Origin of the sequence: Candidatus Syntrophocurvum alkaliphilum (genome assembly GCF_009734445.1) — a bacterium.
GTDB classification, from domain to species: domain Bacteria; phylum Bacillota; class Syntrophomonadia; order Syntrophomonadales; family Syntrophomonadaceae; genus Syntrophocurvum; species Syntrophocurvum alkaliphilum.
Genome location: NZ_CP046457.1, coordinates 359396 through 376089, shown reverse-complemented (window position 1 = coordinate 376089; position 16694 = coordinate 359396). Strand labels below are relative to the sequence as shown.

General features: G+C 31.9%; 18 protein-coding genes. All 18 read right to left on the bottom strand.

Translation table 11 applies throughout. The annotated features are described in order from the left end of the window. Positions 1-87 precede the first annotated feature (87 nt). The 18 genes from spo0A to accC all read right to left on the bottom strand — a co-directional run bounded on the left by spo0A (position 88) and on the right by accC (position 16687). Complete coding sequence (gene spo0A, locus SYNTR_RS01840) at positions 88-903, bottom strand: sporulation transcription factor Spo0A (protein WP_156202917.1); 816 nt, start codon at positions 901-903, stop codon at positions 88-90. Between the two features lie 229 nt (positions 904-1132). Beyond that, positions 1133-2467 (bottom strand): SpoIVB peptidase, encoded by a 1335-nt coding sequence (gene spoIVB / locus SYNTR_RS01835; protein WP_243140217.1) that lies wholly within the window; start codon positions 2465-2467, stop codon positions 1133-1135. Positions 2468-2574: 107 nt separating this feature from the next. Further along, positions 2575-4260: a DNA repair protein RecN gene (gene recN / locus SYNTR_RS01830; protein ID WP_156202916.1), complete on the bottom strand. Its 1686-nt coding sequence runs from the start codon at positions 4258-4260 to the stop codon at positions 2575-2577. 135 nt (positions 4261-4395) lie between these two features. Beyond that, entirely contained in the window at positions 4396-4848 is a 453-nt protein-coding gene (argR, locus tag SYNTR_RS01825; RefSeq protein WP_156202915.1) for an arginine repressor, read from the bottom strand. Between the two features lie 10 nt (positions 4849-4858). Then, on the bottom strand, positions 4859-5431 hold the full coding sequence (gene mnmM / locus SYNTR_RS01820; protein ID WP_197079154.1) for a tRNA 5-(aminomethyl)-2-thiouridylate-methyltransferase MnmM: 573 nt from the start codon (positions 5429-5431) through the stop codon (positions 4859-4861). Continuing rightward, entirely contained in the window at positions 5412-6245 is an 834-nt protein-coding gene (locus SYNTR_RS01815; protein WP_156202914.1) for an NAD(+)/NADH kinase, read from the bottom strand. The genes mnmM and SYNTR_RS01815 overlap by 20 nt, the downstream gene beginning before the upstream one ends. Further along, entirely contained in the window at positions 6242-7054 is an 813-nt protein-coding gene (locus SYNTR_RS01810; protein ID WP_156202913.1) for a TlyA family RNA methyltransferase, read from the bottom strand. The genes SYNTR_RS01815 and SYNTR_RS01810 overlap by 4 nt, the downstream gene beginning before the upstream one ends. After that, a complete protein-coding gene (gene dxs, locus SYNTR_RS01805; RefSeq protein ID WP_156202912.1) occupies positions 7041-8957 on the bottom strand; it encodes a 1-deoxy-D-xylulose-5-phosphate synthase in 1917 nt (638 codons plus the stop codon). Before dxs ends, SYNTR_RS01810 begins: the two co-directional genes overlap by 14 nt. Positions 8958-8967: 10 nt before the next feature. Next, entirely contained in the window at positions 8968-9528 is a 561-nt protein-coding gene (locus tag SYNTR_RS01800; RefSeq protein ID WP_156202911.1) for a CNNM metal transporter family protein, read from the bottom strand. Between the two features lie 735 nt (positions 9529-10263). Continuing rightward, positions 10264-11169: a polyprenyl synthetase family protein gene (locus tag SYNTR_RS01795; RefSeq protein ID WP_156202910.1), complete on the bottom strand. Its 906-nt coding sequence runs from the start codon at positions 11167-11169 to the stop codon at positions 10264-10266. A 23-nt stretch (positions 11170-11192) separates the two neighbouring features. Then, positions 11193-11414, bottom strand: coding sequence for an exodeoxyribonuclease VII small subunit (xseB, locus tag SYNTR_RS01790; RefSeq protein ID WP_156202909.1), 222 nt, complete (start codon positions 11412-11414; stop codon positions 11193-11195). After that, positions 11395-12618, bottom strand: a complete 1224-nt coding sequence (gene xseA, locus SYNTR_RS01785; protein ID WP_197079153.1) for an exodeoxyribonuclease VII large subunit — start codon at positions 12616-12618, stop codon at positions 11395-11397. The genes xseB and xseA overlap by 20 nt, the downstream gene beginning before the upstream one ends. A 1-nt stretch (position 12619) precedes the next feature. After that, positions 12620-13597 (bottom strand): Kae1-like domain-containing protein, encoded by a 978-nt coding sequence (locus SYNTR_RS01780; protein ID WP_156202907.1) that lies wholly within the window; start codon positions 13595-13597, stop codon positions 12620-12622. Then, positions 13594-13995, bottom strand: coding sequence for a transcription antitermination factor NusB (gene nusB / locus SYNTR_RS01775; RefSeq protein WP_156202906.1), 402 nt, complete (start codon positions 13993-13995; stop codon positions 13594-13596). Before nusB ends, SYNTR_RS01780 begins: the two co-directional genes overlap by 4 nt. 21 nt (positions 13996-14016) lie before the next feature. After that, entirely contained in the window at positions 14017-14235 is a 219-nt protein-coding gene (locus SYNTR_RS01770) for a DUF2273 domain-containing protein (protein ID WP_156202905.1), read from the bottom strand. A 16-nt stretch (positions 14236-14251) separates the two neighbouring features. Next, entirely contained in the window at positions 14252-14791 is a 540-nt protein-coding gene (gene amaP, locus SYNTR_RS01765; RefSeq protein ID WP_156202904.1) for an alkaline shock response membrane anchor protein AmaP, read from the bottom strand. Positions 14792-14875: 84 nt separating this feature from the next. Continuing rightward, complete coding sequence (locus SYNTR_RS01760) at positions 14876-15280, bottom strand: Asp23/Gls24 family envelope stress response protein (RefSeq protein ID WP_156202903.1); 405 nt, start codon at positions 15278-15280, stop codon at positions 14876-14878. 60 nt (positions 15281-15340) lie between these two features. Then, positions 15341-16687, bottom strand: a complete 1347-nt coding sequence (gene accC, locus SYNTR_RS01755) for an acetyl-CoA carboxylase biotin carboxylase subunit (RefSeq protein ID WP_156202902.1) — start codon at positions 16685-16687, stop codon at positions 15341-15343. Positions 16688-16694: the final 7 nt, after the last annotated feature.

Here is a 16694-nt window from a genome sequence, read left to right as displayed (position 1 = left end):
TATAGGATAGATACAATATACTACATTAAAAAATACCCCTTATTAAAAATTCCAATAAGAGGTATTTTCTTCATTGTTTATTAATTTTTAGCTAACTTTATTTTCTAATCTTAGCTTATCAGCTATTATAGCTATAAATTCAGAATTTGTAGGTTTTCCTTTTTCACCACTTATAGTATAACCAAAAAATTTATTTATCTTTTCAAGGTCACCCCTGTCCCAAGCAAGCTCTATAGCATGTCTAATTGCTCTTTCAACTCTGCTAGGAGTTGTATCATATTTTTGTGCTATTGTAGGATAAAGTTCTTTTGTTACTGCACCTAAATAGTTTATTTCCTCTATTACTAACATTATCGCATCTCTTAAATATTGGTAACCTTTTACATGAGCAGGTACACCTATCTCGTGAATAACCTTTGTAACCTCAACTTCTAAATTCTTTGGTGTTGGTGTGTTTTGTTGAACTGTATTATCTGCTGATGATGTTGAAGAAGATTTAGAAGTTTTTGGTTTTATGTCTCTAGCTACCTGTTTAACTCTATCACCTAAAACCTGCAAATTAAAAGGTTTTAGTATATAATAATCTGCACCTAATTGAACAGCTTTTTGTGTAATATTTTCTTGACCAAATGCAGTTAATATAATAATTTTTGGTGGTTTTTCAATATCAAGCTCATTTATTTGTTCTAGTACTCCTATTCCATCCATATATGGCATTATAAGGTCAAGTATTAAAACTTCAACATCTCTCTTGCTTAATGTATCTAAAACCTCCATTCCATTACTGCAAACTTCTACTAAATCGAAACTTGAGTCATTCGTAAAATAATCTTTTAATATGCCGCAAAATTCCTTATTATCATCGGCTATTAGAACTTTAATTTGATTGTTTTCATCAAACATATTTGGTTAGACCCCCTCTTCCCTCTCTTAATACTATTTCTGTTATTAATTAACCGGATTCGACGGTAGCCTAATTATTTCCTCCTTTTTTTTTACTGAAATTACCCCAATATATTGCAGACTATGTCAGGATGATACACTATAATGTCGTTTTTCTTTTATTTTATTATACCATTTTTACTTACTAATTAAAGGATAACATAGTATTAAGCAGTTTTAATAGAATTTATCAATTTGTCGAAATCTTTTGTTCAGCTTGACCAATATCTTCTATCTCTGACAACATATTGTCCATAAAAACACCATACCCTCTTTCAGGGTCATTTAAAAATACATGAGTAACAGCACCTACAATTCTTGAATTTTGTATTATAGGACTACCACTCATACCTTGAACTATACCACCTGTTAAACTTAAAAGCCTTGGATCAGTAACCTTTATAATCATACCCTTTCCATTTTGTCTTTGTGGATAAACTCTTTCTATCTCTATTTCAAACCGCTCTATATCATCTCCATTAACTACTGTTAATATTTCAGCTTTACCTTCTTCTATTTGATGGGCATATCCAACTTCCATAGTATATTCACTAATAGAGTTTTTAACATCGTTATCAGTTGTACCATATAAACCAAAATAAGAATTTTTTATAATATTACCTTCTATTGGTCCGTCTTCATTAAATACACCTATTTTTTCTCCAGGTCTACCAGGCCTAGCAGGTTTAATTGTTTGAACTGACGCACTCATAATTTTACCTTGTAATACATCAATACCCTGCCTAGTATCTGCATCAATAATCACATGGCCTAAAGCTGCAAAGCCGTGAGTTTGTGGATCCCAAAAAGAAAGCGTACCCACGCCTACAACACCATCTCTTACAAATAACCCTATTCTATTTCTTTGAGTTTCGGAACAGAATATTGGTTCTATTGGTACTTCTATAATTTTATCTTTCCGCTTTACACTTAATGTTAATTTTTTATTTGAACTTTTATCAATGATTTTAGCCAAATCAGTTTCTGTATAAACGCTTTGACCATTTACTTCCATTATTAAATCTCCAATTTGTACTCCCTGATCCTTAGCTGGATAGAATTTATCTCTTTCATCAATAGGAGCATAACCAACAACCATAATACCTTTTGATTGTAATGCTACGCCTATAGAGTGGCCACCAGGAACAACTCTTCTAGTTGGTACGGATTCTACTTTTATTGATCTTATTGGAATATGTCCTAATAATTTTAATTTAACATCAACAGTACCAGGTCTTAATGCAACTATTTCATATCCAAATTCATTTCGGTTAACCTTTACTGGAGGATCTTCGGGGGCTGCAAAAACACTAGTTGATGGTAAACCAGCAACTACTAATTCCAATTTATCATCTAATGTATTTGGCAGGCTAATGTCAATTGAACTAGTTTCGCCCACTACCAATTTTTGATGTCCAGGGATTGTAAAAAGAGTTTGCATTTGAGGTGTAAAACATAAAGATAAAAATAAAAAAGCTAGTAAGATTCCTATAGCAGAACGAATATTATTATTATTATTATTCAATATTAGTCACTCCCAAATAATTACTAGCTTTATTTTCCCCTTCAAATTAAGAGAATATACCGTAATTATGGGAGTTGATTTTTACATAAATTAAAGAATCTCCCTAATTATAAGAGAGATTCTTTAAAAGTTGTTGCTTTTTTTAATAATTCTTGAGCGTGTTTTAAAGTAGTATTTGATTTTGTTCCGCCTAACATTCGGCTTATTTCTAATTCTTTTGCTTTTTCATTTAATAATTTAACTGTAGTATTAGTTGTATTATTTACAATTTCTTTTTGAATTAAATAATGATTATCTGAATAGCTTGCTATTTGTGGTGAATGAGTAACTAATATGACTTGATGTGTGGATGAAAATTCAGCTAATTTTTGCGCAATTATATTAAGCGTTTCACCACCTAAGCCAACATCAATCTCATCAAAAATTAAGGTTGGTACATTATAAAATTCAGCTACCGCTTTTTTCAATCCTAAAATGAATCTAGATATTTCTCCACCCGAAGCTACTCTAGATATTGGCTGCAAAGCTTCACCAGGATTAGCTGAAAAAAGGAATTCAATTTCATCCCAACCAGTATAGCTAAATTCTTTTTGCATCACTTCCACCTTAAATTGAGTATGAGGCATGTTTAATTGATAGAGCTCTTTATATACTTGTTTTTCAAAATTTTCTGCCGCTTCTTTTCTTTTATGAGTTAAACTATGTGCTATTTCTTTATATTTATCCTCTAAATTTTCTATTATTTCTTGTAAATTAACTTGTGTTTCCTTACTTTTATAAAGTTGTTCCCTTTCTTCTTTTGCTTGTTGCAAATGTAATAAAACTCCTTTTATATCTTCCCCATATTTTCTTTTAACCTTATTTATTTCATATAATCTATTTTCAATGTGATCTATTGAATCAGGTTCAAAATCTAGGGAATCTCTAAATGAAGCAATACGTGTAGACATATCCTGTATAATGTAGGTGATTTCTTCCATTTCATTTGCTAATTCCTTGAAAAAAGGCTCTTTTTCAAGATTCATACATATATTAACACCTTCTGATATTAAATCATAGGCTGAATTGTTATTGTTTCCACTATATATTAAACTTAATATTTTTTCTGAACTTTCTAATAGAAGCTGACTATTTTGTATTCTATCTCTTAATTTGATTAGTTCTTCTTCTTCTTTTGGTTCTAAGTTTAAATTTTCTATTTCATTTATTTGATATGTTAAAAAGTCTATTTTTTGTAATCTATCTTTTTCACTTTCTACTAGGTTTGCTAACTCTTTTTTCTTTGTATTTAATTCTTGATATATTTGTTTAATTTCTTTTAATAAATTACTATTATCTGCAAAGGAATCAACAAATTCAAGATATTTTTCAGGTTTTAAGATTCTTAAGTTATCGTGTTGTAAGTGCATATCGATTAAATAAAATGATAAATCCTTTAAAGTTTTAATATTAACACTTCTTCGGTTTATCCTAGCTGTGCTTTTCCCATTATTATGTATTTCCCTAGTAAGAACTATTATATCATCTTCTCTATCAATAAGTCCTAGGTCTATAAGATATGTGTGAGCCTCTTTGTTATTATTAATATCTATTACTGCATCAATTAAGGCTTTTTGGCTCTCATCTTTTATTAGATCACTTTTTATTCTCTCACCTAATATTAATCCTAATGCATCTATTATTATAGATTTACCAGCACCTGTTTCACCGGTTAAAATATTAAGACCTTTTGTAAATGAAATTTTAAGCTCATCTATAAGCACAAAATTCTTAATATATATTTCCTGTAGCATACTTCTACCTTCCCCATTTTTTATAAATAAATTATGAATAACTTATTTAATGTAAGATGTCAACAAGGTTTTGAAAATAATTTATGTCGTACCTTATAAAACATAAAGGATATTGCAAGTTTTTAAAGATACAATTTAATCAATAGTTAGATTATTAAAATAATTTGCTACTTCTTTAACTGTTTGTTTGGGTTTAACTGCAATAAATATGGTATCATCTCCAGCAACTGTACCCATTATATTTTTGATTTCAGAAGAATCTATTAAAAGAGCAATCGATTGTGCTGCTCCCGGTAAAGTTTTAACTACAATAATATTTTCACTATAATCAATATTTACAACCGAATCCTTAAACCTCCTGTGCATGCGTTCATTACGATTTGTTTGCACTTGTGTTTCTGGTGGTGCATATCTATAGCCATAGTTATCCGCTATTTTAATTAACTGCAATTCCTTTATATCTCTTGATATAGTTGCTTGTGTAACGTTAAACCCAGCTTGCTTTAATTCTTCTAGTAATTCTTCCTGAGTGCCTATCCTTTTATTAGAAATAGCATTAATAATAGCAAATTGTCTACGTGCTTTCATAGTACCTCCATTAAAGTTTCTCTACTATTATTAATCTTGGGGGGTTGTTTTTTTGATTAATAAAAGCTGTTTCTACAACTCTGTAATTAGTTTGTTCAAGATTAGTAAAGTAATTTTTTAATTCTATATATTCAGCATATCCACCTTCATGACCTAAATAGGCAACAACTGGAATTACGCTGGTTTTTTTCATTAATGGGAGTATATTATTGATTGCTTTAATAGTAGTATCAGGTTTAGTAATAATATTTTTATCAGAACCAGGTAAATAACCTAAATTAAACATACATACCTTTATATCTATATCACCCAACAAATACTTAGTTATGGAGCAATGACTGTCATTAATTAATTCCACTCTATTTGCTATATTATTTTTTTGCAATAATAAGTTTGTATTTTCTATAGCTGCGTTTTGAATATCAAATGCAAAGACCTTGCCTTCATTGCCAACTAATTTGGCTAATAACAAAGTGTCATTACCATTACCACATGTAGCATCTACTACTATGTCTCCAACTTTTACAGTTTGTTTAATTATTTCATGTGATAGCTGTACAGCATTACGTCCTAATATCATCATAAGTAACCTCAGCTTTTCTTAGCCTACTCTCTATCTTAGATAAAAACGCAACATCTTTTAAATCAATAAACTTAAGTTTTTTATCAGCTTTCCTTATGTATATTGTATAATTAGGATCAAAATTAAAATTGATCTGTCCATCAATCGATATAACAGAATCATCACATATTAGTGGCGATATTTCAATTTCTTTATATGGTGCTATTACTATAGGTCTTTTACTTAAAACATAAGGAGCTATAGGTGTCATTATTATGGCTTCCATATCAGGATCAGTAACAGGACCACCTGAAGATAGGGAATAAGCAGTTGATCCTGTTGGTGTAGCTAAAATTAACCCATCTCCTCTATAAGGTTTTAGTTTTTGATCACCAACACTTATTTCCAAACTTAACATTCTAGAAGTTATAGATTTTAATGCCATTTCATTCAAGCAAAAATATTGGTTTATTAACTTTTGCCCACTATATATAAGAATTTCTAGCATCATTCTTTCTTCTACCTTATAATCACCTGTAATTAACCTTGATATCTCTTTTTCTAATTCACTTTCTACTATATTTGTTAAAAATCCTACTGTACCCATATTAACACCTAAAATATGAGGTTCCATTGGCAAAAACCTTCTAGCAGTTCTTAATATAGTACCATCGCCACCTAAAACGATTATTATATCAAACTTTTTTGCCTTGTAGTTTTGCGCATTACTATCAACCTCTGCTTCAACATTAAGTTGTTGCAACTTCTGCATGATTTTAACTGTAACTGGCAATGTACTCTCGATTGCTGGATTATTTACAATTAAAATTCTCAATTATGCTTACCCTCCACAGTTTCATGTGCTTTATCAACAGCTTCTTTTATTGCATTTTTAATATCTTGGTGAAATACGCTACTTTTTTTTAAATATATAAAATATTCTATATTACCTTTTGGACCTGTTATAGGAGAATAAGAAACTCCATTACAGTATAAACCCTCATCTTCGGCTGCCTTGATGCAGTTTTCTAAAACCTCTATATGTACATTTGAGTTTCTTACTACCCCATTTTTCCCCACTTTATCTTTGCCTGCTTCAAATTGTGGTTTTATAAGGGAAACTATTTCACCATTTTCTAATAAAAGTTCTTTTAAGACAGGATAAACTTTAATTGTTGATATAAACGAAACATCCATAGTTGCTATGTCTACTTTTTCTCTTATATCCTTAATTGTAAGATATCGTATATTGGTACGCTCTAGATTAACTACTTTGGGGTTTTGTCTTAATTTCCAATCTAACTGTCCATAACCTACATCAACAGCAATTACTTTAGCCGCTCCATTTTGTAATGCACAATCAGTATAACCACCTGTAGAAGCTCCCACATCAAGTACTATTTTGTTTGTAAAATCTATATTAAAGTCATTAATTGCTTTCTCTAACTTAAGACCACCTCGACTTACATATTTTAAACCTTTGTCTTTTAGTTTAATATCAGAAGTTTCATCAATTTTAGTTCCGGGTTTATCTATGAGCTTACCATCTATTTCTACTAATCCAGCCAAAATTAATGCCTGGGCTTTTTCCCTGCTTATAGATTGATGTTTTTGTACTAATATATCTAACCTAATTTTTGCCAAATTTTAGCAACTCCCAAGCATCATTTTTCAAAAGCTTATTCCACCTATATAATATTTTTTCAGTTATTGATTCCGGATCCATATTTAAATATTGTAATAGTACTTTTAAATTTCCATGTTCAGTAAAATCATCTGGCACACCTATTGTTAATACATCACTATTAATTTTCTCTCTCGCTAATAAATCTAATACCCTACTTCCAAAACCACCAATTATGCTATTTTCTTCTATAGTCACTATATGCGGATACTCTATGGCTAATTGTAAGATTTTCTCCTCATCAAGAGGTTTGACAAATCGAGCATCAACTAATTCAGCTTTAATATTTTTTTCTTTTAATAATCTACATACCTCTTTACCTAAGTTAACCCCTCTACCTACAGCAATTATTGCTAAATCTTTCCCTTGAGATATAGTTTTAGATTTACCAAACTCTACAGCTTCATTAGTTGTTGGTTCAAAATCAACACCTTCTCCTGCTCCCCTTGGATATCTAATAGCTACAGGACCATCTAATTCAAATGCACTGTTAAACATCTTAACTAGTTCGTTTTCATTTGAAGGTGCCATAATTGTCATGTTTGGTATATGAGTTAAATAAGATAAGTCAAATACACCATGATGAGTTGCACCATCTTCTCCTACCAATCCTGCTCGATCAATAGCAAAAATTACAGGCAAGTTCTGTAAAGCAACATCATGCATTATTTGATCATAAGATCTTTGTAAAAATGTAGAATAAATACTTACTACAGGTTTTAGTCCTGATCTCGCTAAGCCTGCTGCCATCGTTACTGCATGCTGCTCACAGATTCCTACGTCAAAAAATCTTTCAGGATGTTTTTGTGCAAATTCCTTTAAACCTGTCCCCGATGTCATAGCTGCTGTTATTGCTACTATATCCTTGTTATGATCTGCCTTGTTTGCAATATATTCCCCAAATACTTCGGTATAAGTTTTTATAGATTTATTAACTTGACTTCCAGTCTGTATATCAAAAGGACCTACACCGTGGAAAATATCAGGATTTTTTAATGCCGGACCATAACCTTTTCCTTTTTGAGTCATTGCATGTATTAATATTGGTCCCTTCATTTTTTTTGCATTTAAAAATACATTACATAATTCATCAAGATTATGCCCATTTATAGGACCTATATAAGAAAAACCTAATTCTTCAAATAAAACTCCTGGAACCATAAGATACTTGACAGTATCTTTAAATCTTCCAGCTGCTTTAGCAATATTTTGCCCTATTGCCGGTATCCGGTTTAAAACAGATTCAATTTCTTCTTTTGTTCTTGCATAGGAAGGATCAGTTCTTAATCGATTTAGATAACCTGACATTGCCCCAACATTTTTTGATATAGACATTTCATTATCATTTAGAATTACTATCAGATCTTTGGCTTCGTGACCTGCATGATTTAAGGCTTCATAAACCATACCACCAGTAAATGCCCCATCACCTAATACTGCAATTATGGAATGCTTTTTTCTTTGAATATCCCTTGCTAAAGCCATACCAACAGCTGCAGATACCGATGTACTACTGTGACCAGTATTAAAACAATCATGTATAGATTCTTCAAACTTTGGAAAACCACTTAAACCTCCATATTGCCTTAGGGATGACATTTTTTCTTTTCTTCCTGTTAAGATTTTATGAACATAACTTTGATGTCCGACATCCCAAATAATTTTATCCTCTGGAGTATTAAACACATAATGAAGTGCTATAGTTAATTCAACTACACCTAAATTTGGAGCCAAATGACCACCACATTCAGATACCGATTTCACTAATAATTGTCTAATATCATCAGCTAACAAATTCATTTGAGTTATATTTAGTTTTTTAATATCTGAGGGTGTGTTTACTTTGTCTAAAATTTTATACATAATCCACCTTCTAATTAAGTAATTCTATCCCCGTTAATTTTTCAAACCATCCCATTACAATAGCCACTTTAAAAATAATAGCATTAGAATAGTTTACTGCAATCGTCTTTCCTATTGCCTTACCACCAACTGTTAAAGAAGCTATAAAACTTGTCATTACAGCACCCATTAACACACTGTCCAATAAGGTAAAGGTGTTTATTAAGCTAAATACTATTCCAGCACCAATAGCTCCACTTAAAGTTCCAGCAATATCGCCCATAACATCATTAAAGTAATTAGCAACCTTGTCCGCATTTCTTGCAATTTTTACGGCTTGTTTTGCTCCAAATACTTTTTTAGCCGCCTTCGCATTAAAAGGCGGCAAGTCAGACGCAGTTGCAGCTGTACCTATGGTATCAAAAAACACGCCTAGAAAAATAATAAGTAATAGGAAAGCAAAAGCTACCCCAAGATTATCAATTGACTGCATAAAGGTTTCTGACCCTATGCTTAACAATAGTGCTATAAAAAAAGTTAGAAACGTTACTATTATGGCCGATATTATATTGCCTTTAGTTATGTAATTCATACTTTGCTATTCCCCCATAAAAAAGGGTGGTGGCGAAAGGTTGTTTATCGAGTAAACGCTGCGACATAGGTCCAGCAGGTTTTCCCAGTAGGACACCCAATTGTTGCCAAATGGGCGGTTTCCCTTTATGCCTACTCCATATCGTCACCGAATATGGAGCTGGATTACCACTAAGTACGCACTTTAATCCCCGATAAACCATGTGTGATTACATTCAGTCTAGGAGTTTTCCTCAACAACCCAAATCAATTTCTAGCCTCTTTTGCAGCAAACGGTTTCAAAGCAGAATTATAATGTCCCGGCCAAAGTAATTATAATTCATTAACGCTTATCCGCCGGCACCACTCAAGGCAGGCTACACTACACCCAGCTTTCACCAGAATGTAGGTTTTCTCAATATCAAAAAGATATTGAGCCTCCACAGATGGAGGGGTCATCTTCCGCATGCCCTTGCGGAGTGCCCCAACACCCTTAACTCCCAGCAATGACCCCCAACGGGGCGTCAGAAGCCATCACCAAAAGCTTCATCGATGTGCCCTTGACGGATTTTTAGGCCCGTCTTCAAAATTGATAGGATTGACTAGAATACTGCAACCTTTCGCCAAACTATCAGACAAATAGTATATCACACTAAAATTCACATATTCTACTTGTATTTATTTACATTCTCTTTATATTTTATTTTTATCATAATATAAGGTAATTTTTCAAATATGTTTATAAAAATATAAAACTTTATTTTGTTCTATCAAGAGTAAAGTACGCCAAATTACGTAAAAAATCAGCTTCTTTTCCAAATTCTTTCAAATTATCGATACTAGTATTTACACTTTCCTCAGCAAGCATTTTAGCTTTGTCTATTCCAAATAAGCTTACATAAGTAGTTTTATTATTTTTATCATCACTGCCTACTGGCTTTCCTAAGGTTTTTTGATCTCCCGTAACATCTAATAAATCATCAGTAATTTGAAAAGCTAATCCAAAATAGTTGGCATAAGTAGTTAAATAATCTAATTTTTCATTATCTAATCCACCAAGTATAGCACCGGCTCGTAATGAAGCTCTGAAAAGTTCTCCTGTTTTTAAGCTATGTAAAGTCTTAAGTGTATCATAGTTTATATTTTTTCCTTCAGAATCAAGATCAATTACTTGACCTCCTATCATACCTTCACTACCAGCAGCACTAGAAATTTCTTTAATTACTCTAACAACATTTAATGGTTGAATACCATTAATAGCTATATTATTAGCTATTAGTTGAAAAGCATAAGTTAGTAAAGCATCTCCTGTAAGTATCGCATTAGCCTCACCATAAACTTTGTGACAAGTGGGCTTTCCTCGCCTAAAATCATCATTATCCATTGAAGGTAAGTCATCATGTACTAAAGAATACGAGTGTATAAGTTCCAAGGCACAAGCAGTAGGTATTACTTTTTCTTTTTCTATTCCAGCTATTAGAGCTCCCTCAAACACCATAATTGGTCTTAATCTTTTGCCACCATTAAATACAGCATAATGCATTGCCTCATGAATTATGGGAGGATAAGAATTCAAAGGAGGTAAATTTTGTTCGAGACATTCGTTAACATAGTTTCTTCTCGTATTGATTTGATCTTCAAAATCTTTAATGTTTAAATTCATAATCTGTCATTCCTTTAGATATATTAATCCTCAAATGAAATAAGTTCTACTTCACCTTGTAAAGTCTCTATTAATTTACTTATCTTGTAATCAGTAGCCTTTAATTCACTTTGGCAGTAAACTGAAAGTCTAACACCCTCTTCAAACAGCTTTAGTGCTTCTTGAAGCTCTAATTCACCTGATTCAAGTTTGTCAACAATAGCTTCTAGTTTTTGTAAAGCTTCTTCAAAGCTTATTTTTTCCATTTAATCCATACTCCTTACCTGTTACTATAGCTTCGATAATACCATCTTGGACCTTTATATTAAGATTATCTTTTTCATTTATAAATTCTATACTTTTGACAATTTCTTCATCCTTAACAGTAATCGAATAACCTCTATTCAAAATTTTAAGAGGACTTAAATTATCTAAACTAGTACTTAAATTAACGAGTTTATGATGCTTATCCTTTGTTAAATCTGAAAAACTTTTGATTAATCTTCTTTGTAAGTCAATTAAATTTTTATTGTATTGATTTATCATTACTTCTGGTGTCGTCCATACTCTTTTTAACATTATTCTATCAAAAAATTCAATATTGTTTGAAATTTTTCTTTCTATAGACCTTACTATTCTTTTATTAATATTTTCTAGTTCTGATTTAATTATATTTAAATCTGGCACTGCAAGCTGTGCTGCTTGCGTAGGAGTTGCAGCTCTTAAATCAGCAGCAAAATCACACAAGCTAAAATCGGTTTCGTGTCCAACCGCTGATATTACTGGAATCTTTGAATAATATATAGCTTTTACAACTTTTTCACTATTAAAAGCCATTAAATCTTCTAAAGACCCTCCTCCGCGACCTATAATTATCACATCTAAATTCTGATATTTATTAAGATTTTTAATTGCACATGCTAATTCGTAAGGTGCTTCCTCACCTTGTACTGAACTATGTGCAATTATAATATGTACTAAATAGTTTCTCTCCTTTAAAACTTTTAAAATATCTCTTAAAGCAGCAGAATCTTGGGATGTTACTACACCTATTGTTTTGGCAAATTTCGGTATTTGTTTTTTTGCTTTTTCATTAAAATATCCTTTTTGTCTTAAATCTTCTTTTAATTGCTCTAGATATAAAAATAAGCCACCTTTACCATAAGGTTGCATTTCCTCTACATAAATCTGGTACCTACCTTGTTTATTATAAACTGATACATAACCACGAATTAAAACTTCCATTCCATTTTCTGGTTCAAATTTTAAATTTCTAACTCTACTTTTAAACATCACTGAACTTACTGAAGAATATTTATCTTTTAAGGTAAAGTAAAGATGGCCAGATTGTTGATATAGCTTAACTCCTGAAAGTTCTCCTTTTATCCAAAAATCAGATAGGATTAAGTCATTTTCTAAAAGTTTATTAATATGTTTATTTAAATCACTAACAGAAAAATAATCGTTCACTTTAATAAACACTCCCACCCTGCACTTTACATTCATGCAAGATTTTTGCTAATAAAGCTACTCCCACTGCATTATCTGTGCTAAGATTAGGTTTAGCAAAAAAAAGTTTTAAACCAACTGCAGGATGCTCTAATCGCTCTTTTAAACGATTTTTTATAATTGAATTGGCCATTACTCCACCGACTAAAAGCATATAATTATATCCTGTATTTTCCGCTTGTTTTATTAGACTTTTTTCTAATGTGTTTGCTATACACCTAAACACAGCATATGAAACATCTTCATGTGAGTAACCTTCTTTTAGAAGTTTTAATGCCCTAGTCTCTGCCCCAGAAAATGAAAAAGTCTTATCTGCTACACTTGAAGGTATTGTTATGTCCTCGTTTTTAAATAGTGCTAACTGTTCCATAGGTTTCCCAGAAGGAAAAAATAAGCCCATTGCAACTCCTATTCTATCAATAAATTGACCTGCATGAATATCACTAGTCTCTTGTACAATTTGAACTTCAAATACTGTACTATCACTAGGTTTAACAGTTATTATTTCAGAAGTACCTCCTGATAAATGGGCTGTAATAAAATTTTTATCAATTAAGCTCATGTTGTCTAAAATTCCAGCGGCAATGTGCCCTTGTTGATGACTAATTTCATATAAAGGCACATTAGCAGAAATACTTGCAACCTGAGCATGAGATAGTCCGGCTAGAAAAACTGGCATATAGCTTTCTTGGGTATCTCTAGGTTGGGAGCTAACTGCTATTGCTTTAATGTATTTATCTCTTATTATAGATTTTATTTCTTGAAATAAAACAGGGAGGTTTTTTATATGTAGAAAGAGGGCTTCTGACTGTCTTAACCCTCTTTTCCCCTTACTAACTTCCAATGTAATTCGTTTATCAGCTATAATATTATTATTAGAATCGAGTAATGCAATAGAAGTTGTATAAGCACTAGTATCAATACCTAAATATAAACTCATTTTTTCTCACCACTAATTTTATCTAATATTGCATTTACAAATTTCCCCGAATTCTCATCACCATATTTTTTCGATATTTCTATAGCTTCATCAATTGCTATTACGTCCTCAGTACTATCTATATATAAAATCTCATAGCTTGCTAATCGCATAATATTGCGATCAACACTTAGCATTCTTTCTATACTCCAGTCTCTTGCATAGACCATAATTTTTTTATCAATTACATCCAAATTTTTTAAACATCCATCAACTAACTCCCAAGAAAAAGAATAATCATTGTCTTTTAATTTTTTTTCTCTAAGTAAGTATTCAAAAGCTTGTTTGGGATCTGCTTCTACTTGGTCAACTTGAAATAACACTTTAAATGCTATTTCTCGAGCTTTTCTTCTACTCAATGTTTATCTTCCTTCCAAAAATCACTTTTCTTTAAACATCTTGTGTAACCACTGTTCAAACCCCTTGTTTTCATCTAATCTCTTTCCAATAAGGTACCCCAAAACTATGCAAAAGATTATAAATATAGCCTTTAAAAAACCATATGTTATAAATAAAATACTTGCAACTAGTCCAAGAAGAACACCAACTACTTTTCCTCGGTGTTCTTGGAACATTGATAATAAAATTTTTTCCCACATAAATCAACATGCCCCCTTAATCATTAGCAGGCTTGGAATGTGCATAAAAGTCATCTATTAACACATTTATATCAGTAGCACTAAGGCCGCCTATGTCATGCAAATGTTCTTTAACAGTTTTTTGAATATTTTGGCTAAGTTCAGGAACATTATAATCTGGATTAATTAAAACCCGCATTTGCACTGTTAATCCATTTGTAGTATTTTTCACATCTGTTTTTATTTCTTTTAATCCTTCAACCTGTTTAACTGCTTTCATAATAATAACTTTTATTGCTGGAATAGTTATTAAGACTTGTCCCAAAACACCGTCTGTTACAGTAACTGATTGGGGCTTTGGTTTCTTCTTTAGGGATACAACAATAACCCATAGAGCAAAACCAATCAACAATACAGCAACAGCAATTAATATGATCTGATTTTGAGTAGTAGCTAATGCTAATTCTATATAGTATGACAGTTGTAACCCACCTAAAGCTGTGCTTAGAGCTACACCTGAAATAAAAATTAGCAATAAGCTATATAAAATCAATACTGTTCTCCATATCATTGGCATAACTACCTCTCCTTTCCAATTAGGAATGACACAGATAACCCCCTGCTAAACAGGGGGTTCTATTATTCGTTAATTAAAATATCGCTAGAATGCCTCAGGTGTTATTTCTTCTTCTTCTTCTTGATTATCTCTTTTCATAATAACAGAAACTATATGTACATTAACTGATGCCACATTAAGTCCAGTCATAGTTTCTACTGCTACACTGACTTCTTTTTGTACATTTTCAGCTACTTCACGAATAGCGTAACCATATTCAACAACAATGTAAATATCTATAGAGGTTTCATTTTCATTAACCTCAACTTTTATACCTTTACCAAAGTTCTTTTTTCCTAACCTTTCAACTAAGTCAGTACTCCAGCCTCCACTCATTGAAGCAACACCTTCAATCTCAGCTGCTGCAAGTCCGGCTACAGTCGCTACGACTTCATCTGCTATACGAATAGCCCCTAATTCATTATCCATTTTGGATTTTTCATTTTCCATTATTTCACCTCCGTTTATTAGATGACATTTTACCAGTATTTGTTTTAATAAGCAAATTCCTTAGTACTCAGTCATTCTTCGCTGAATAAAGTTGGTATAAACTTCACCTTTTTGAAAAAATGCATTATTTAGTACTTGTAAATGAAATGGAATAGTTGTTTTTACTCCATCTACTTTAAATTCATTTAATGCTCTTTTCATCCTTGCAATCGCTTCAGTTCTATCATGCCCCCATACAATCAACTTAGCTACCATGGAATCATAATATGGAGGTATAGTATAACCTGTATAAACCGAAGAATCTATCCTTACACCAGGCCCTCCTGGTAGTAAGTATTTATGCACATTACCAGGTGAAGGAATAAAATCATCATTGGGATCTTCAGCATTTACTCTACACTCAATAGCCCAACCTGTAAGTTTAATATCATTTTGAGAATAACCTAATGACTCTCCGGCTGCTATTCTTATTTGTTCTTTTATAATATCTATACCTGTTATCATTTCAGTCACAGGATGTTCAACTTGAATCCTTGTATTCATCTCTATAAAATAAAAGTTTTTATTTTTATCTACTAAAAACTCAACTGTACCTGCACTAAAATAATTTGCCGCTTTTGCCGCCTTTACTGCTGCATTTCCCATTTTGTTACGTAATTCTTCATCTGCAAACGGAGAAGGTGCTTCTTCCAAAAGCTTTTGATTTCTTCTTTGAATTGAACAGTCTCTTTCACCTAAATGTACTATATTACCATGCTCATCTCCAAGTATTTGAATTTCAATATGTCTAGGTTCTTCAATATATTTTTCTATATAAACCTCACCATTACCGAAAGCTGATTCTGCTTCCATTTTTGCCATATTAATGGCTTCCTTTAAAGATTCACTATTATGTGCAAGTCGCATACCCCGACCTCCACCACCAGCTGAGGCTTTTATCATTACTGGGTAACCTATTTGTTCTGCTAATTTTTTTGCTTCTTCATATTCTGTTATAGCTCCATCACTACCAGGAACTAGCGGTACATTTGCTGCTTGAACTACTTCTCTTGCTTTCACCTTATCTCCCATTGCATTAATAACATTAGGATTAGGTCCGATAAACTTTATATTATATGTTTGACACATTTCTGCGAAGTAAGCATTTTCAGCCAAAAAACCATATCCCGGATGAATGGCATCTACTTTCATGTTTTTAGCTGCTGCTATTATATTAGAAATATTCAAATAGCTTTGATTTGCAGGAGCATTCCCGATACAAATAGCTTCATCAGCCATTTGCACATGAAGTGCATCTTTATCTGCTTTAGAATAAACTGCTATTGTTGGTATATTTAATTCATTACATGCACGTATTATTCTTACAGCTATTTCACCACGATTTGCAATTAGTATTTTAGAAAACAATTGATCA